Below are 18,215 nucleotides of genomic sequence, written 5' to 3' on the forward strand. Positions count from 1 at the left end.
ACTCCTCAGCCCACAAACCAGCTTCATCTATCCCCACCATGCTCGGAACACCGAAACCGACCAGCGCAGGCAACGATTTCTCACTGGAGTACTAGATCGCTGACCTGGCCCCGGAGCGATGCTGCGTTCCTCCACCGTCAGTCATCAAGCCGGTCCGACATGCGTTCCGCCAGCATGATCGTCGTTAGGTTCGTGTTGGCTCGGGGCACTGAGGGGAAAACAGAGGCATCCACTACGCGCAGCCCTTCCGTTCCCAGGACTCGGCATGAGGAGTCGACGACCGTGCCTGCGGCGTCGGGCGCACCCATCCGGCACGTGCTCGTGCCGTGCTGGACGTCTGCGACGGTGGACAGCAGGTAGTCGTCCAGAGCGCGGTCGCTCGACAAGGCATCGAACAGTGGCTGGTTGGCCTCCCGCAGAGGTTGGGACAACAGACGGGAGACGCCCTCGTGGCCGCTCACTTCGACGGCGGTACGAACGCCTTCGCGCAGTACCGATAGGTCACGCTCATCGGAAAGCATCCGTTCGGCGATCCGAGGCTGGACGGACGGGTCGGTCGACACGAGAGTGAGGTCACCGCGCGAATGGGCCTTATTCAGGATGACGCCGAGCGCCCCTGCCCGTGTCCCGGCGTTGCCTGCGGCCATGGCCCAGACGTCCTGGTTGAGTGCGATGAGGAGCAGGTCGTTCCTATGCGTTCCGCTGACGCTCGACCACCGTACGCAGACGTTGGTGTGCCGGTCGTGGGGGGAGGAGATGGTATGTGTGGACAGTAGCGGCAAGGAGAGCAGGGCGATCGGATGGTCTTGCATACCGAGTCCCACCGGGAGATCCTGCCGCACCTCTATCCCCAGGGCCCGCAGCCGCTGAGCGGGGCCGAAGCCCGAACGCATCAACACGGCTGGGGAGTGGACCGCTCCCGCGCTCAGTACGACCTCATCCGCGTACTGAACAACCGTCCGTCCGTCGACGACCACGCGGACTCCGACGGCACGTTGTCCCTCGAAGACCACCGTGTCCACAAGGGCGTCACCTCGGACGGTGAGATTCTCCAAGCCACGTACGGGCTCAAGGTAACCGTCGTTGACGCTGACTCTCCGCCCGCCACGCGAGTTCATCGGGTAAGGGGATACGCCGCAGGCACCTGGTGCGTTGGCGTCCGCCTCCCACGGGAAGCCAGCGGCGAGGGATGCTTCGACCAGCGCGCGGTCCACGGAGCCCCAGGCCACCTGTGGTGTGCGGTGGATGGGGGTCGGGCCGCCGCGGCCGTGATAGGGCAGGTCTCCGAACACCTCGTCGTCCTCGAGCCTGACGAAGTACGGCATGACCTCGTGAGGAGCCCAACCCTCGCAGCCGAGGCGAGCCCAGTCCTCGAAGTCCTCCATCGGGGGCCGGATCGCGATCTGGCCGTTGACGACCGAGCTGCCTCCGACTCCCCGGCCACGCGCATACAGAAGGGGTGGCTGTTTGTCGGTCCGCGACGAGGTCACGTCCCACCAGAGCATGCCCGCCGAGGTAGCGAGGTCCGACAGAGCGACCATGGGATTTGGTGACCGCCAGGCTTCCGGCAGCTCCGCCGAGCGACAGTCGGGGCCAGCCTCCAACAACAGCACCCGTTTGCCCCGGGCGGCGGTACGAGCCGCCAGCACCGAGCCGGCCGAGCCCGCCCCCACGACGACGACATCCCAGCCCGACTTCCGCATCTGCCCCACCCGAGAACTCGTGTCACCCCGCGCCGTGAGCATACCTTCCATACCTCACTCGGCAGCGGGCGGCTAGGGGTAAGGTCGTGGTGCGCGTCCTGCCCGGACCGACCGCTCAGCGGGGAACCGGGTCCGGCGGGAGAAACCTCTGCAGGAGCTCCGTAGTCTGGTCGGGGGCCTCTTCCGGCAGGTAGTGGTCGCAGTCCAGCGCCTCGCCTCGTACATCGTCGGCGTAGCCGCGCCAGGCCGCCAGGACGTCGTAGTGGCGGCCGACGAAGCTGTGCCCGCCCCACAGGGCGAGGACCGGGCAGGTGAGCCGTCGTCCGGCGTCGGCGTCGGCGTCGTCGTGGACGAGGTCCACCGAGGCCGCCGCGCGGTAGTCCTCGCAGGAGGTGTGGATCGCGGCCGGATCGGAGAAGCAGCGGACGTACTCCGCCATCGCCGCCGGGCTGAACGGGGTGCCGCCGTGATGGCGGGCCTCTATCCGGGCGCGGATCCAGAACTCCGGGTCCCCGCCGATGAGATGCTCCGGGATCGAGTTGCCCGCAGTCAGGAAGAACCAGTGGTAGTAGCCGCCCGCGAACGTGGCGTCGGCGTGCCGGTAGGCGTGGCGCGTCGGGACGATGTCCAGGACCGCCAGCGCGGACACCGCGTCCGGATGGTCCAGGGCCAGGCGGTGGCCGACCCGGCCGCCGCGGTCGTGGCCGACCACAGCGAAGCGGTCGAACCCCAGGGTCCGCATCACCGTGAGCTGGTCGAGCGCCATCGCACGCTTGGCATACGGACCGTGCCCGGCGTCCGACGGCGGCTTGTCGCTGTCGCCGTAGCCGCGTAGGTCCGTCAGGACGACGGTGTGCGTCTCGGCCAGACGCGGGGCCACATGGTGCCAGATCAGGTGCGTCTGCGGATAGCCGTGCAGGAGGAGCACCGGAGGCCCGTCCCCGGCCGTGCGGACGTTGATGCGCACGCCGTCGGCGTCCACGGTGCGCCTGGCGAACCCCTCGGGCAGGAGACCATTCATGCCCTGATCCCAGCAGGTCGCCCTGGTACCCGTCCAAGACCTCTTGCTGACAATCTATATAGGCGGTGCCTATCAGGCGCGCCTGTCCGAGGCGTGGGTCAGTGGGCGCCCGGCGGCGGAGGAGGGTGCGCGGTGGACGTCCGGCAACTGGAGTACTTCCTGGCCGTCGTGGATCACGGCGGTTTCAACCGGGCCGCGAGCGCCCTCTACCTTTCGCAGCCCTCCCTCTCCCAGTCCATCCGCTCCCTGGAACGGGACCTCGGCAGCGACCTCTTCCACCGCATCGGGCGCCGGGCTGTCCTCACCGACGCAGGCACCGCCCTCATCGAACCGGCGCGGGCCGCGGTCCGGAGCCTGGAGCTGGCCCGCGCGAGCGTCGAGTCGGTGCACGGTCTGCGCGGTGGCCGGGTGGAGATCGCGACCATGCCCTCGCAGTCGATCGAGCCACTGACTGGCATGGTCCGGCGCTTCACCGAGGCCTATCCGGGGGTGTCGGTCAGGATGCGGGCCGCCTTCACCCCCGAGGACGTCACCCGGATGGTACGCACGGGTGTGTGCGAGCTGGGGCTCCTGGCCTCGCCCACCCCCGTGCCCTCCCACCTTCGGGTGCACCCGCTGCGCGGGCAGCGCTTCGTCCTGCTCACCCGGCCCGACGGGCCGTTTCCGCCCGGCGTACCAGTCCGGCGCGAGGAGTTGGCCGGTCACCGACTGGTCGTCGGACAACAGGGGACCGGCATGCGGACCTACGTCGACGCACTGCGCGCCGAGGGGGTCGCACTGACGGTCGCGGTGGAAACGGAGCACCGGGTCGCGATCCTGCCGCTGGTTCTGCGGGGCGTCGGCCTGGCCGTCGTCACCGAGGCCTGGCGGGACATCGCAGAGCGGGCCGGTGCCCGCGTCCTCGATCTGGAGCCCTGCACGCTTCTCCACGTCGCCCTGGTTAGCCGGCCGACCGCGCTCACCCCGGCGGCCCGCGCCTTCCTCGACCGCGCCACCGCCGACGCGACGGACGGGCCCGGCAAGGCACGCCCTCCGGACGAGGCAGCCCCTTCCGATCGGACGGACCCTCCTGACCGGGCGCCATCCCTCGGCCACGACCGTCGGCCCACCCATAGGCATGCCCTATAAGAGCCATGAGCAGAAGGACTTGGACGCCGGCCCGGCGCCGTTGCTGGAATCCAGGTCATGAAGAACCATCGCATCGCCCTCGTCCCTGGCGACGGCATCGGCACCGAGGTCATTCCGGCCGCCCGCCGCGTCCTCGACCAGGTTGCGTCCCGCCACGGTCTCCGGCTCGCCTACGACTCCTTCGACTGGTCCTGCGAGCGGTACGCCGCCGAGGGCGCGATGATGCCGGCCGACGGCCTCGACACCCTGCGCGCCTACGACGCCATCCTGCTTGGCGCGGTCGGCTATCCCGGTGTCCCGGACCATGTCTCGCTGTGGGGGCTTCTTATCCCCATCCGGCGCACCTTTCAGCAGTACGTCAACCTGCGGCCGATCCGGGTTTTCGACGGCGTCCCGAGCCCTCTGCGCGACGCGGCGGCTGGCGGGGTCGACTTCGCCATCGTCCGGGAGAACGTCGAGGGCGAGTACAGCGAGATCGGCGGCCGGCTGAACCGGGGGCTGCCGGAGGAGATGGCGGTCCAGGAAGCCGTCTTCACCCGCAAGGGCGTGGACCGGTTGCTCGACTACGCGTTCGACCTCGCGGCGGCGCGCCGGGGCATGCTGACCTCGGCGACAAAGTCCAACGGCATCGTGCACACGATGCCCTTCTGGGACGAGCGGGTGGCCGAGCGTGCCGCGCTGCACCCCGGCGTGAGCTGGGAACAGGAGCACATCGACGCGCTGGCCGCCAAATTCGTCCTAGCCCCTGACCGCTTCGACGTCGTCGTGGCATCGAACCTCTTCGGCGACATCCTGAGCGACCTGGCCGCCGCACTGGCCGGCAGCATTGGGATCGCCCCGGCGGCCAATCTGAATCCGGAGGGCGAGTTCCCGTCCATGTTCGAACCGGTGCACGGGTCCGCCCCCGACATCGCCGGGCGGGGCGTCGCCAATCCGTTGGGGGCCATCTGGTCCGCCGCCATGATGCTGGAGCACCTTGGGCACGCCGAGGCGGCCGGGCGGATCACCGCGGCGATCGCGGCTGTCCTCGCGCAGACGCCGGTGCGCACCCCCGACCTCGGCGGCGCGGCCACCACCGACGAGTTCACAGAGGCCCTGATCACGTTCCTCTGAGCGGCGAGCGCGGGCGGGTGGCAGGCACTGTGGCAATGCTTGTAGTCAATGCCATAGACTAACGTCGTGAGGTGCGCAGCGGGGAGGGCTCCGTCAAGAGTGCCGCGACCTTGGCACGCCCTCCTTCCAGAGGCCTCCACCTCGCCCCCAGGCCCCCGCGCGAAGGATGCACTGTGAAACCAGGCACCGGACACGAGCTTGAGCAGTTCCTCACCCGGCTGCATCGACTTGTCGAAATCGAGACCCCGACAGGCCACGCGCCAGGACTGGACGCGACCTACGAGCTGCTGAGGGAGTGGTCCGACGGGCTGCTGGGCACGTTCCACCGCGAGGTCCGTAAGGGCGTGCCTCACCTGTACCGGGAGGAGAAGGCGAGGTCCGGGGTCCCGCCGGTCCTGTTGCTCGGTCACGCCGACACCGTGTGGCCGCTGGGCACCCTCGCCGACCGGCCGTTCGAAGTCGACGGCGAGCGGGTCACCGGGCCCGGTGTGTTCGACATGAAGTCCGGGCTCGTGCTCGCCCTCGAAGCGCTGGGGCTCGCCGGCGACACCGGCCACGTCCGGCTGCTCGTGACGGGCGACGAGGAGCGCGGCTCCCTCACCTCGCGCAACCTCATCGAGGACGTGGCGCGGGACTGCTCCGCCGTGCTCGTCCTGGAGCCCAGCCTGGACGGGGCGCTCAAGACCGCGCGCAAGGGCGGCGCCATGTTCGAGGTCACAGTGAAGGGACGGGCGGCCCACGCGGGCCTGGAGCCGGAGCGTGGGGTGAACGCCCTGGTCGAACTGTCCCACCAGGTGCTTGCGATCGACGCCCTGGGCGACCCCGACGAGGGGACCACCGTCACGCCGACCGTCAGCAGGTCGGGAAGCACCAGGAACACGATCCCAGAGAGCGCGTCGGTCGAGATCGACGTACGGGCATGGCACCGCGACGAGCTGATACGGGTGGAGAAGGGCCTCCGGACCCTGCGGTCTCGTACCCGCGGCTCCCGCCTCGAACTCACGGGTGGCATCAACCGCTTCCCCCTCGAACACCGCATGTCCGCCGATCTGCTGGACATGGCACGGACGCTCGCCCGGGCGGAGGGGTTGTCACCGGTGACCGAGGCCAGGGTGGGCGGCGCGTCCGACGGGAACTTCACCGCGGCGCTCGGCATCCCCACCCTCGACGGATTGGGGCCGGGCGGCGGCGGGGCGCACGGGCACGACGAATGGGTGGACGCCGGCTCCGTGCGGGAGCGGGCTGCGCTGGTCGCCGCCCTGATCCGCGCCCACGCCTGCCCGAGGTAGGGGTGTCGGGCGGGGGGCCGCCGGCCGGGGCGGGATGGCCGACGGGCCCCCGCCTGGCATACGGGAGCGGCTCCGGGCGCACGTCCGACAGGTCAGGACGCCGGTGCGGACCGGGCCGCTACCCGTGCCTCGACGGCGTCGAGGAGCATCTCCACCGCCTGGTCGAATACGTGCGGGTCGCCGATGGCGGTCAGATGGTCGCTCATCGAGGCGATGCGCGGATAGACCTCCGGGTCGAGGCTGCGGTACTCGACCTCCCAGGCCAGCGCGTCACCGCGCCGGGTCTCGGCATCCAGCGCATGCAGCCCCGACTCCATGCTGGACAGCGCGCGGATGACGTTGCCGAAGACCCGCATCGTCGACGTGGCCTCCTCCGGCGGCAGGCCGGCCCGTACCAGCGCGTCCAGCGCGAACTCCACGTTCCGGAACTCGGCGGGCCGGCGTGTGGTGCGTGCCGCCATCTGGAGAGCGAACTGGGGATAGCGCAGGTAGTGATCATGGATGTGCCGGGCCATGCTGCGCATGTCGTCGCGCCAGGAGTCGGTGGCTTCCAACTGCCCGCCGTAGGAACCCGAACGCAGGCTGTCGATCAGTTCGAGGACTAGTTCGTCCTTGTCGCGGAAGTGCCGGTAGATCGAGGTCGGATGGGCTTCGAGCTCCTTGCCCAGGGCCTGGAAGGTCAGACCGTCGAGACCGTCCCGCATGGCAATTGCTTCCGCGGCCTCCAGGATCCGTTCCCGGCTCAGGCTGTGACGGGCCCGCCGTCCGGGCCTCGGCTTCTTCGCCGTCGAGCGCTTCCCGTCCTGGCTCGTGCTCATCAGGGCCTTCTCTCCGTCCGGCGGGGCGATGGAATCCCCAGCTAGGACGACTCTGCCTGAAGCCTGACTCACGAAGCAAGTCATCGTCATTGACTATGTAATTGTCGATACCTCTTGCTATGGCTGATTCCGCTCCCTACGATGAGGCCGAATCGCGCCCAACAGGGCCGTATGCAGGGAAGGCGATGGCGATGGACCAACAGAAGAACGGCCACGCGCGGACACTCGTGGCGTCCCGGAGGGCCACCGCAGCAGCCGCCCTGTCGCTGGGCGTCGTGCTCGCGGGATGCACGTCCTCGGGCGACGGCCGGGCCGGGGCCACTGCGAACCCCGTGGTGCCGGTCAAGGAGGGCGGAAGTCTGGTCATCGGCGCCGAGCAGGAACCGGACTGCGCCGACTGGATCTCCGTCTGCAGCGGCTCCATCTGGGGCGACTACCTGATGCGGACGACCACGATCCCGAAGGTATTCGAGGTCAGGCGTTCTGGCGACGCCTGGGTGCCTGTCGCCTCCCCGATGATGGCCGGTGAGCCGACCACGACCACCAGCGGCCCGCAGCGGATCACGTACCGCATCGCGCCCGACGCGGTCTGGTCCGACGGTGAGCCGATCACCTCGGCCGACCTGAAGTACACCGCGCTGCAGATCCGCGACGGCAAGGACGTCCTCGACAAGACCGGCTACGACAAGATCAGCAAGATCGAGACGCCCGACGCCAAGACAGCCGTGGTCGCTCTGCGTGAGAACTACGGCGGCTGGCGCACCCTGTTCAGCTCGCTCTACGGAGTTCTGCCCGAGCACCTGCTCAAGGGCAAGAACCGCAACGCGATCATGAAGGACGGCTACTCCTTCAGCGGCGGCCCCTGGAAGATCCAGTCCTGGAAGAAGGGCGTCTCGGTCACCCTCGTCCCCAACGACCGCTACTGGGGCCCCAAGCCGAAGCCCGACAAGGTCACCTTCCAGTTCACCACCGACACCGCCGGCGCCTTCCAGGCCTTCAAGAGCGGCCAGGTCGATGCCCTCTTCCCGACGCCGCAGCTCGATGTCGCCGAACAGCTCAACCAGACCGCTTCGGGCACCCGGCGGCAGATCGACGCCGAGACGGGCAACCTGGAGGCGATCTGGATGAACAACGAGAAGTTCCCCTTCGATTCCGTCGACGTGCGCCGCGCCGTCGCCTACGCCATCGACCGCACCGCCATTGTCAAGAAGCTCTACGGATCCCTCGGCGTGGACAAGCCCGCCCAGAGCTTCCTCACTCCGATCCTCTCCTCCTACGCCGGCACGGACTTCTCCCGCTACACCCGGGACCTCCAGGCCGTCGACAAGGCGATGAAGGCGGACGGCTGGGCCAGGGACGGCGACGGCATCTGGGCCAAGGACGGCCGCCGGGCGGAGTTCACCATCGTCTCCCTCGCCGGCAACAAGCGGCGCGAACTCACCGAGCAGATCCTCCAGACTCAGCTCGAGCAGGCCGGCTTCCGGATGACCATCAAGAACACCACTCCGGCCGACCTGTTCGGCAAGCAGGCACCCGCCGGCAACTACCAGATGGGGCTGTGGACGATCGTCGACACCTTCCCCGACCCCACCCTGAGCAACAGTTTCAGCAGCACCTCCATCCCCACCGAGGCCAACGGCGGCTCCGGGCTCAACTTCGTCCGCTCCCGGATCGACGGCCTCGACCCGCTGCTCGCCACCGTCGACCGCGAGACCGACCCGAAGAAGCGTGTCGACGCCTCTCGCCAGGCGGACAAGATCCTCGCCGACGAGGTGCCCGCGATCCCGCTCGGTACCGTCCCGAACATCCTCCTGTGGAGCGACCGCGTGGGCGGCCCGCTCAGCAACAACCCGAGCGAAGGCCCCTGGTGGAACCTCGCCGAATGGGGAGTCGCGAAGTGATGGCGGCACTACGGGCCGCCCCCGCGCCCCAGGCCCCCGAGGGCCGGGACCCCGAAGGCCGCGGTGCACAACGCCGCGGCCGGGCGGGCCGGTCCCGGCAGATGCTCCACTATGCGGCCCGTCGGCTGGCGTACTCGGTTCCCGTCGTCCTCGTCGCCTCGTTCATCTTCTTCTGGGCCGTCCGCTCCACCTTCGACCCGCTCACCAAGCTGCGCCAAGCCCGCGACCCCGGCGTCCTCGCCCGCGAATCCGCCCGCCTCGGCCTCGACCGGCCGGTCCTCGAACAGTATGGGCTGTGGATGAAGGCCTTCGTCACCGGCGACTGGGGCGTCAGCACACGCACCGGCGACCGCGCCCAGGCCATGATCGGCTCCGCCCTCGGCACCACCCTCCAACTGATCGGCTGGGCCGTGCTGTTCGCCGTGGTCGTCGCCCTCGCGATCGGCACCTACTCGGCGGCCCGCCAGTACTCCGTGGGCGACCACCTGCTCACGGGGCTGTCCTACCTGGGCGTGGCCATGCCCGCCTTCTGGCTCGGCCTCTTGCTCATCCAGGTGTTCGCCATCTGGCCGCGCGAACAATTCGGGCTCGAGCAGCCCCTGTTGTACTTCGTCGGCCTGCACTCGCCGGGCATGAGCGGCGTCAACGCCGACTATTTCCGGCACCTGGTCCTACCGGTCATGACACTCACGGTCGGGCTGATCGCCAGCTGGTCCCGCTTCAGCAGGGCCTCCATGCTCGAAGCCCTGCACAGCGACTATGTGAAGACCGCCCGCGCCAAGGGGGTGCCCCCACGCCGTATCTTCTTCCGGCACGCTCTGCGCAACTCCCTGGCACCCTTCGTCACCGTCGTCGCCGCCGACACCGCCCTGCTGATCGGCGGCCTCGTCGTCACCGAGCAGATCTTCGCCATCTCCGGCATGGGCCGACTGTTCCTCGACTCCCTGCTGGCCGGCGACGTGTACGTGCTCCTGCCGTGGATGCTGATCGTGGCGCTGGCGATGGTCCTGTTCAACCTGGCGGCCGACCTCGGATACGCGCTGCTCGACCCGAGAGTGACCCTGCGATGACCACACCCATCCCCCACTCGGCGCCACCACCGCCCACGGAGTCCCCGCTCCCGCCGGCGCACCTGCCCGCCGACAAGAGCCGACGGCGGATCGTCGCCGAACGGTTCCTGCGTCACCGCCTGGCCGTGATCGGCCTGTTGATCCTGCTGGCGCTCATGGTCTGCTGCTACGGAGCGGCGGGGATCGCCCCCCATCCGCGCAACGCCCAGGACATCCTCACCGGAGCCCAGCCCCCCTCCTCGGAGCACTGGCTCGGAACCGACGACCTCGGCCGCGACTACCTCACCGAACTCCTCTACGCCGGCCAGCTCTCCCTGACCGTCGGCCTCGGCGTCGCCTTCCTGTCGACCGCCGTCGGTACCCTCGTCGGCGCGGTCTCCGGACTCTTGGGTGGCTGGATCGACGAAGTGATCATGCGGATTACCGACCTCTTCCTCGTCATCCCCGCCATCGCCCTCCTCGCGCTCGCCATGCAGACTCTCAGCCCCTCGCCCGCGACCATCGTGCTCGTCCTCGCCGGACTCGGCTGGACCGTGATCGCGCGCGTCGTGCGCTCCCAGGTCATCAGCCTCCGGGAGAAGGAGTACGTGCAGGCCGCGCAGGTGCTCGGCGCCTCCCGGACCCAGATCGTCCTACGGCACCTGCTGCCGAACCTGATCGGCGTGATCATCGTCAACGCCTCCCTCGCGGTGGCCGCCGCGATCATCCTGGAGTCCACGCTCAGCTTCCTCGGCTTCGGTATCCAGCCGCCCCAGTCCAGCTGGGGCAACCTCCTCAACCAGGCCGCCGGACTCGTCGGCACACCCAAGGACTACCTGCTGTACGCGCCCGGCGTGGCCATCCTCCTCACCGTCCTCGCAGTCAACTTCCTGGGCGACGGACTGCGAGACGCCTTCGACCAGCAGAGCAGGCAGTCATGACCTCCCTCTCCTCCGACACCGGCAACGACCGGCCGGACACCGCCACCGACCTGCTCTCCGTCCGTGACCTGACGGTCGAGTACCGGACCGACACAGGTCACGCCACCGCCGTGGAACGTCTCTCCTTCGACGTGCTCGAACGCGAGACGCTCGCCCTCGTCGGTGAGTCCGGCTCGGGCAAGAGCGCGACGGCCATGGCCCTGATGGGCCTGCTCCCGCCGTCCGCGCGGGTCAGCGGCTCGCTCCGCTTCCGGGGACGGGAACTGCTCGGCCTGCCCGAGCGGGAACTGCGCGCGGTGAGAGGGCGACAGATCAGCATCATCTTCCAGGACGCCCTGGCCGCGCTGAATCCCATGATGACGGTCGGCGACCAGATCACCGAGGCAGTCGCCGTCCACGACCCCGGCCTCGGCCGAGACGCCCTCACCGAACGCGCCGCCGACCTCCTCGGACTCGTCGGCATCCCCGCGCCTCGGACCCGGCTGCACGCTTACCCGCACGAGTTCTCCGGCGGCATGCGCCAACGCGTCATGATCGCCATCGGCATGGCCAACGAACCCGACCTGCTCATCGCCGACGAACCGACCACGGCCCTCGACGTGACCGTACAGGCCCAGATCCTCGACGTCCTGCGCCACGTACAGGAACGCACCGGCACCTCGGTGCTGCTCATCACCCACGACCTCGGCGTCGTCGCGGGCGTCGCGGACCGCGTCATGGTCATGTACGGCGGTCGCAGCCTGGAGAGCGGCGATGTCGAGTCGGTCTTCTACCGGCCCGCGCACCCCTACACGCGAGCCCTGCTGGACGCCCTCCCGCGGATCGACCGGCGCGTCCCCCGGCTCACCCAGATTCCGGGTCAGCCCGACCCGCCCGGCCGCCGCCCGCGCGGCTGCCCGTTCCAGCCCCGCTGCGCCCACACCCTGCCCGAGGTCTGCGGCAGCGAGACCGCGGCCGCGGTCCGGGTGTCCGATTTGCACACCACGGCGTGCGTCAGGGCGCACGAGATCGCCCGCACCACCGAAGGGGAAGGGGACCCGCGATGAAGACGAAGACGTCGACGGTCGCCGTACCGAAGACGGACGCGCCCGCGGTGCACGTCCAGGACCTGGTCGCCGAGTACCGCACCGGCCGACGCGCTGGCGCGGTCCAGGCCGTGTCCGGCGTCGACCTCGCGATCGGCCGGGGCCGCACCCTCGGCCTGGTGGGCGAGACCGGCTGCGGCAAGAGCACCCTTGGCCGCTGCCTGGTCCGCCTCGTCCAGCCGGCTGGTGGTCGGGCCCTGGTCAACGGCCTCGACATCACCCGGGCCAGGGGCGACGACATCACCCGGCTGCGCAAGCAGATCCAGCTCGTCTTCCAGGACCCGTACTCCTCGCTCGACCCCCGGATGACCGTTGAGCAGATCCTCGTCGAACCCCTGCGCATCCACCGCCTGCACCGTGCCCGCCGGGCCGAGCGGGTCCGCGAACTCCTCGCGCAGGTCGGCCTCGACCCCGACCACGCCCGGCGCTACCCCAGCCAGTTCTCCGGCGGACAGCGCCAGCGTATCGGGATCGCCCGCGCCCTCGCCGTCGAACCGGAGGTCCTCGTCCTCGACGAACCGGTGAGCGCGCTGGACGTCAGCGTGCAGGCGAGCGTCATCAACCTGCTCCAGGACCTCCAGCGGGAGCTCGGCCTCACCTACCTCTTCATCGCCCACGACCTGGCGGTGGTGCGTCAGATCAGCGACGAGATCGCCGTGATGTACCTCGGCCGGATCGCCGAGAGCGGGCCCGCCGACGCGCTGTACCGCACCCCGCACCACCCCTACACCCAGGCGCTGCTGTCAGCGGTCCCGATCCCGGATCCGCGCGCCGAGCGGGCCCGTCGCCGCATCGTGCTCCAGGGCGACGCCCCCAGCCCGCAGAGCCCGCCGTCCGGCTGCCGGTTCCGCACCCGCTGCTGGAAGGCGCAGGAGATCTGCGGTCAGCAGACGCCCGTCCTCCGAGACACCGCCGCGGGTCACCGGGTCGCCTGCCACTTCCCCGAGCCCGCAACGCCCGTGGCCCCCGGCAGCCACCCGCCCACCGGGACGTGACACCGACGGCCGCGCGTACGACCTCCTGACGGCGCGATCTCCGACTCGCACGCCCCCACCCGTACGACCCCCGGCGTACGGCGAAATCCAAGGAGTCTGGCAGTGACCCACTACTGGCAGCGGTTCTTCGACGCCCGGCAGTGCGTCTCCTCCCGCCGCGGACGCGGCGCTGGAGAGGACCTCGAACTCATGGTGCACGACGGCCCCGACGGCCCTTTCCTCACGGTCTGGGACGCTGTCCGGGACGTCACCCGGCCCGTGGCGGGCGCCTACGGCGACCCCCGCAACGCGGTCCTGTCCGGCGACGGACGGGCCGTCCTCAACCTCCTCGACGACAAAGGCTCTGAGATGGGCCACCTGTGGTCCCTGCCGGTCGACGGCGGCTCCGGCACCGACCTGACGCCCGGCCTCCCGCCGTACACGCTGCGAGGCATCGACGTCGCCCGTACCGGCGCCCTCGCCGTGCTGTCCGCGGTGGCCGACGACGGCTTCACGCTCTGGCTGGTCGACACCGACGGAGGCCGACCGCCCCGCCGGCTGTTCGGCTCGACGGCAGAGGCCTGGAACGCCCGTGTCTCCGCCGACGGCCGCTGGGCGAGCGTCGACACCACGGACCACAACCCCGGCCTGCGGCGCTTCGCCGCGACGGTCCTCAGCACCACCGCCGACACCCCGCAGGAGACCGCCCGCACCTTGTCCGACGGACCCGAGGCACCCGTGCGCGGCATCCGGTTCTCGCCCGTACCGGGTGACGACCGGCTGCTCGTCTCCACCGAGCGATCCGGCCACCAGCGCCCCTGCGTATGGTCCTTCACCGACGGCTCCCGCATCGACCTGAACGCCGAGCACCTGGACGGCGACATCGTGCCGCTCGACTGGTCCGACGACGCCGCATACGTCCTGTTGGTCCACGTCGACCACGGGGTACACCACGTCCTGGAGTGGGAGCCGGACAGCGGGTGGCTCCGCGCGGTCGACCACCCGGCGGGCGCCTTCTTCGAGGCCGACATCGCAGACGCCCACCCCGACTACTGGGCCTCCCACTACGGCGCCGACGGTCAACCGCGGCTGCTCCACCAGCGCTTCGACCTTCCTCTCACCCTCCTGCGCGAGGACCGGGCCACCGGCGCCGTCACGCCCGTCTGGACACCGCCCCTGCGCCCGGCCGGCGTCTCGCTGGCCTCCCACACCATCCGCTCCCTCGACGGAACTCCCGTACAACTGTGGGCGGGCCGTCCTCCGGGTACGGAAGGGCCCGCGCCCATCCTGCTCAGCGTCCATGGCGGACCCCAACTGGTCACCGTCGATCGCTACACCCCCGAGGCCCAGGCCTGGCTCGCGGAAGGATTCGCCTACGCGGCCGTCAACTACCGCGGTTCGCAGACCTTCGGCCGCCGCTTCCGCGAGGGGTTCTGGCACACGATCGGCGAGCGGGAACTGGAGGACATCGAGGCCTCAGTGCGCTGGCTGGTCCACGAGGGTATCGCCGATCCCGAGCGGATCTTCATCTCCGGTGCCTCCTACGGCGGTTACCTGTCCCTGCTGTCCCTCGGCCGCCTGCCTGACCTCTTCGCCGGAGCACTGGCCTTTGTACCGATGGCGGACTGGCTCGCCGCCTACGCGGACATGAACCCCGCGCTGCGCAGCGCCTGCCGCTCCTTCTTCCACGCCGATCCGGAAGACGACCCCGAGGCTTTCCGTCGCGCGTCGCCCATTACTTACGTTGACCAGGTGCGCGCCCCCGTGTGGATCTCGACCGGCACGCACGACACGAGGACACCGCCGCGCCAAGTCCACCAGTACGCGCAGGCCCTGGAGAAGGCGGGCGGGGACGTCACCGTGGAATGGTTCAGCGGTGGCCACGAGACCAATAGCCGCACCTCCGAACTCGCGGACCAAGGGCGGATGATGGAGTTGGTCGCGAAGGCGATCCGCGGAGAGCGCTGGGCCGAGCGGCCGGTCACGGCGCCGCCGCCGGGTTCGATCGGTTACGTGTGACCCTCCGGCGCCACCGTCGCGCGCCGGGACAACGAATCGGCCGACCACGACCGGGGAACCGCAACGGCCGCATGGCGTGGGCGATGCTTGTCGTGCCGAGGACCTGCCGGTCTTCAAGTGGGCGAGGCTGAGCTCCGGTCGGTCGCCGCCCGTGCTCCGTGCCGGCGGTGACCGACCGCGTCGTTCAGTGGCGTGGAAGACCGGCAAGTCCGAGGTCATCGTCCCGGTGAAGGACCTGTCGGCGGGGCTGGCGACGCTCTCGTGCCAGTGCCGGTGCGGCGGTTCTCTTGGCGGACCGGTCAGCGTCATCGGCCTGGGCTGGAGTGCCTGGTGACGACCGGCGGGCAGCACGGCTTCGAGAGTCTGGCCGAACGTTGGCTGCTGCCTGTCATGGACTTCGTCGGCGGGTTCGACGAGGTGCTGTCCCAGCCGTTCCGTCTGCGGTTTTCCTCCTCGGAGGGCAAGAGCTCGCACATTCCGGACTTCCTCGTGCTCGCGGCGGGAATCTCGTGGCTGGTGGATGTGCATCCTGTGGGCCTGATCGGTGAGGAGGACGGGGTGCGGTTCGCGGCGGCCGCGCAGGTGAACGAGGGGGCTGCGCCTGTACGCCCGGTACCGCAACGCCACAGGGGGGGAGATAAGCGGGCTCCGGCAGTTCGAGGTCGCCAGCACCGGATCAGCCGCATCGATACCGGTCAGGCATGACATACCGAGGTGCTGGATGACGAACGGGATTCAGCACCCCGGCTGTCTCTCTTCGACGGCAGCGAGGGCGCCAATCACTGGCTGCACATCCTCACCGAGATCAAGCACCGCGGCGTGAACGACGTGCTCATGATGGTCTGCGACGGCCTGACGGGCCTGCGCGAGGTGGTGGAGACCGTCTTGGCCGCAGACCATCATGCAGACCTGCGGTGGTGCATCGCATCCGCCGGGCGGTCAAGGCCCGCGGTCGCTTCCCCCGCGAGCAAGCCACTTTGAAGTGCGTCCACGTGGCGATCATGTCCTTCGACCCCACCGGCAAGGGCCAGGCCCGCTGGACCATGCGCTGGAAGACCGCGCTGACTGGCTTCGACATCACCTTCGACGGTCGGCTCTCAGCCGCTCGCCAGTAATCCAACCACTCTGGTTTCACCGTTCATTTGACAGATCCCCCAGTGGGGCGAGGCGGCAGCCAATACCGGTAGTGTCACAGGGCAAGTCCCGGGAACGTGCGCCTGACGCGGGTCCGCTCCGGTCGTCGGCCGACGGCAGCCGCCTGCTCCTTGCTTAGGACAGGGAAGGAGCAGATGCCGTGTGCCGTCCCGGTCCATCCGTCCTCCGCAGTTCGAAGATCGGGAACTGCCGGGTGGTCCTGGTTCGGTAGGCCTCGATGCGGGGAGCCAGCCGAACGAGTTCGGCGAACAGCTTCCGGTGCTCGTCCCCGGACAGCTCGTGGGCGACGACATCGTAGGAATCCGTCCCGATCTCGACGTGAGCCTCGGAGTTCGCGCGAAGGTTGTGCACCCAGGCCGGGTCCTTCGGCGCACCGCCATAGGTACCGAGGATGAGGATGCGGCCGTCGATCATGAAGTACTCTAGCGGAGTGAGCCGCGGCTGCCCGGACCTGGCGCCCGTCATGGCCAGCAGCAGGACATCGGCGCCCTCGAAAGTGCCGCCGACCTTCCCTCCATTGGCCCGGAACTCCTCGACGACATCTCTGTTGAAAGCCCTGAGTGCCGCAGGGTCACTGCCGAGATGCGATTCGCGCAACGCGGCTATGGCCTTGTCCGTGTCGCTGTCGGCCATCTGTCCCTCCCAGAACCTCTTGGAGCGTGCGCCTCTTGTGCTGCCACGGCAGACGCAGACGCCAGGCCGACAAGGCTGTCGGCCTGCCGCGACCACCGACCGCACGGTCCAGTGTTGGACACGATCCGCCTTCCTTCCAGGCCGGTCGTGACCGGTGGACCGGGAAGCCTGGGTACTGGCAGGTCCACCCACGGCCGACGCCCGCACTGGCACCGTGGTGGGCGAGCAAAGCGGAGCTTGGGGGGTTCCTGCGGGCGCGCGTCTGCGCAGATGGCTCCGGGGCAAGCGCGTCGGCGTCCGGATCGGCCGCAAGGGCATCGAGTCAAGCGAACGATTACTGAGTTTTTCGTTAGTTATGTGGTGTTTGGGGATGAATGGTCAGGCCGGTGTGGGTGAGGAAGGACCACGGGAGTTGCTCGCGGGAGCAGACTCGGTGGCTGCCGCGTTCGGCTGCGTCAGCGACATCGGCGAGGTGGTCGCCGGCGAGGTTGGCCAGCTCGCGGGTCTTGATGGCCGACCACAGCAGTTCGACCGGGTTGAGTTCGGGTGCGTAGGCCGGCAGCCGCTCGAGGGTGAGCCAGTCCTGCTCGGCCGCCCAGGCCCGCATGCCCCGGCTCCAGTGGGCGGACAGTCCGTCCCATACCAACACCACCGACTCACCGGCGTAGAAGGTCTTGATCTGTTCCAGCACCTCGATCAGGGAAGTGGTGTCGTAGCTGCCCGGCCTTGAGGTGGAAGCACAGCCGCGGGCCGCGTCCACTGTCGGCGGCGTGATAGCCCAGCGCGGCGGCCATCCCGGCTCGTTTCCAGTTCAGCCGGTGCCGCAAGAGCGGAGTGCGGCCGCGGGGTGCGTAGGTGCGACGTACCTCGGGCAGCAGCGATACGCCTGATTCGTCGAAGAACACGATCCAGGCACGTTTCTTCACCGCCCCCTTTCGACGCGTGGCCACTCCTGGGCGACCCATCGGGCGATCTCGGACTCGTCCCGCTCGACGGCCTGGCGCCTGGGCCGCTGCAAACTCCATCCCAGCCGCCCGGTCAGCAGGCGCCATACCGAGGCCCGGGCCAACGTCACCCCGGTCACCCGCTCAACCACCACGCCGACCCGTTCCAAGGTCCACAGATCCGCCTCGAACCCGTGCGCCTGGGCGCCCTGGTCCAAGGCGGCTCCGTAAGTTGTTGGGTGGCCCGGAAGGGCGGGGTGTGGCTCAAGGCGGCTTGCCAAATGTGGCTCGGAGCGAGTGGCCGCCGCGCCCTTCGGGGCACCCTGGCTGCTGATTGAACCGTTCCGGGTTCGGTAGGGACTCGATCATTTGAGAGGATCGAGTCGCCACGTCCTTCCCCTTACCCGCTTGAGCTGCGCCGTCGTGCGGTCCGCATGGTCGC

At 69.5% G+C, this 18,215-nt stretch carries 17 protein-coding genes and 1 pseudogene; 12 read left to right on the forward strand and 6 right to left on the reverse strand.

Going from position 1 to position 18,215, the window contains the following annotated elements:
• Nucleotides 1–137: 137 nt before the first annotated feature.
• Nucleotides 138–1,703, reverse strand: a complete 1,566-nt coding sequence (locus ACZ470_RS40015) for a GMC family oxidoreductase (RefSeq protein WP_468434882.1) — start codon at nucleotides 1,701–1,703, stop codon at nucleotides 138–140.
• Between the two features lie 115 nt (nucleotides 1,704–1,818).
• Nucleotides 1,819–2,724 carry an alpha/beta fold hydrolase gene (locus ACZ470_RS40020; RefSeq protein ID WP_468434883.1) on the reverse strand — a complete coding sequence of 302 codons (906 nt, stop codon included), beginning with the start codon at nucleotides 2,722–2,724 and terminating at the stop codon, nucleotides 1,819–1,821.
• Nucleotides 2,725–2,856: 132 nt separating this feature from the next.
• Between ACZ470_RS40020 and ACZ470_RS40025 the strand changes: the two genes are divergently transcribed.
• The 3 genes from ACZ470_RS40025 (at nucleotide 2,857) to ACZ470_RS40035 (ending at nucleotide 6,254) form a co-directional block, all read left to right on the forward strand.
• The gene (locus tag ACZ470_RS40025) at nucleotides 2,857–3,852 is read left to right on the forward strand and encodes a LysR family transcriptional regulator (RefSeq protein ID WP_468434884.1); all 996 of its coding nucleotides are present in this window, start codon (nucleotides 2,857–2,859) and stop codon (nucleotides 3,850–3,852) included.
• Nucleotides 3,853–3,909: 57 nt separating this feature from the next.
• A complete protein-coding gene (locus tag ACZ470_RS40030; protein ID WP_468434885.1) occupies nucleotides 3,910–4,965 on the forward strand; it encodes a tartrate dehydrogenase in 1,056 nt (351 codons plus the stop codon).
• Between the two features lie 173 nt (nucleotides 4,966–5,138).
• A complete protein-coding gene (locus ACZ470_RS40035) occupies nucleotides 5,139–6,254 on the forward strand; it encodes a M20/M25/M40 family metallo-hydrolase (protein ID WP_468434886.1) in 1,116 nt (371 codons plus the stop codon).
• 92 nt (nucleotides 6,255–6,346) lie between these two features.
• Here the strand turns inward: ACZ470_RS40035 and ACZ470_RS40040 are convergent, their stop codons facing one another.
• Nucleotides 6,347–7,072 (reverse strand): TetR/AcrR family transcriptional regulator, encoded by a 726-nt coding sequence (locus tag ACZ470_RS40040; protein WP_468434887.1) that lies wholly within the window; start codon nucleotides 7,070–7,072, stop codon nucleotides 6,347–6,349.
• Nucleotides 7,073–7,263: 191 nt separating this feature from the next.
• Between ACZ470_RS40040 and ACZ470_RS40045 the strand changes: the two genes are divergently transcribed.
• The 9 genes and pseudogenes from ACZ470_RS40045 to ACZ470_RS40085 form a co-directional block, all read left to right on the forward strand.
• Complete coding sequence (locus ACZ470_RS40045; RefSeq protein ID WP_468434888.1) at nucleotides 7,264–8,973, forward strand: peptide ABC transporter substrate-binding protein; 1,710 nt, start codon at nucleotides 7,264–7,266, stop codon at nucleotides 8,971–8,973.
• Nucleotides 8,955–10,043, forward strand: coding sequence for an ABC transporter permease (locus tag ACZ470_RS40050; protein WP_468434889.1), 1,089 nt, complete (start codon nucleotides 8,955–8,957; stop codon nucleotides 10,041–10,043). Before ACZ470_RS40045 ends, ACZ470_RS40050 begins: the two co-directional genes overlap by 19 nt.
• Nucleotides 10,040–10,963 carry an ABC transporter permease gene (locus ACZ470_RS40055; RefSeq protein ID WP_468434890.1) on the forward strand — a complete coding sequence of 308 codons (924 nt, stop codon included), beginning with the start codon at nucleotides 10,040–10,042 and terminating at the stop codon, nucleotides 10,961–10,963. The genes ACZ470_RS40050 and ACZ470_RS40055 overlap by 4 nt, the downstream gene beginning before the upstream one ends.
• Nucleotides 10,960–12,009 (forward strand): ABC transporter ATP-binding protein, encoded by a 1,050-nt coding sequence (locus ACZ470_RS40060; RefSeq protein ID WP_468434891.1) that lies wholly within the window; start codon nucleotides 10,960–10,962, stop codon nucleotides 12,007–12,009. Before ACZ470_RS40055 ends, ACZ470_RS40060 begins: the two co-directional genes overlap by 4 nt.
• Nucleotides 12,006–13,043 (forward strand): ABC transporter ATP-binding protein, encoded by a 1,038-nt coding sequence (locus ACZ470_RS40065; RefSeq protein WP_468434892.1) that lies wholly within the window; start codon nucleotides 12,006–12,008, stop codon nucleotides 13,041–13,043. Before ACZ470_RS40060 ends, ACZ470_RS40065 begins: the two co-directional genes overlap by 4 nt.
• A gap of 102 nt (nucleotides 13,044–13,145) precedes the next feature.
• A complete protein-coding gene (locus ACZ470_RS40070) occupies nucleotides 13,146–15,041 on the forward strand; it encodes a S9 family peptidase (RefSeq protein ID WP_468434893.1) in 1,896 nt (631 codons plus the stop codon).
• A 187-nt stretch (nucleotides 15,042–15,228) separates the two neighbouring features.
• Entirely contained in the window at nucleotides 15,229–15,375 is a 147-nt protein-coding gene (locus ACZ470_RS40075; protein WP_468434894.1) for a hypothetical protein, read from the forward strand.
• Nucleotides 15,372–15,746: a hypothetical protein gene (locus ACZ470_RS40080; protein WP_468434895.1), complete on the forward strand. Its 375-nt coding sequence runs from the start codon at nucleotides 15,372–15,374 to the stop codon at nucleotides 15,744–15,746. The genes ACZ470_RS40075 and ACZ470_RS40080 overlap by 4 nt, the downstream gene beginning before the upstream one ends.
• A 54-nt stretch (nucleotides 15,747–15,800) precedes the next feature.
• Nucleotides 15,801–16,156 (forward strand): annotated as a pseudogene (locus ACZ470_RS40085) (transposase); the annotation flags it as partial.
• Nucleotides 16,157–16,310: 154 nt separating this feature from the next.
• Here the strand turns inward: ACZ470_RS40085 and ACZ470_RS40090 are convergent.
• From ACZ470_RS40090 to ACZ470_RS40100, 3 genes are all read right to left on the reverse strand, one after another.
• The gene (locus ACZ470_RS40090; RefSeq protein ID WP_468434896.1) at nucleotides 16,311–16,829 is read right to left on the reverse strand and encodes a nitroreductase family deazaflavin-dependent oxidoreductase; all 519 of its coding nucleotides are present in this window, start codon (nucleotides 16,827–16,829) and stop codon (nucleotides 16,311–16,313) included.
• Nucleotides 16,830–17,178: 349 nt separating this feature from the next.
• Entirely contained in the window at nucleotides 17,179–17,520 is a 342-nt protein-coding gene (locus ACZ470_RS40095; RefSeq protein WP_468434897.1) for a transposase, read from the reverse strand.
• A gap of 231 nt (nucleotides 17,521–17,751) precedes the next feature.
• Entirely contained in the window at nucleotides 17,752–17,991 is a 240-nt protein-coding gene (locus tag ACZ470_RS40100) for a winged helix-turn-helix domain-containing protein (protein WP_468434898.1), read from the reverse strand.
• Between the last annotated feature and the right edge of the window lie 224 nt (nucleotides 17,992–18,215).

This window comes from Streptomyces sp. NPDC031111 (assembly GCF_055570675.1).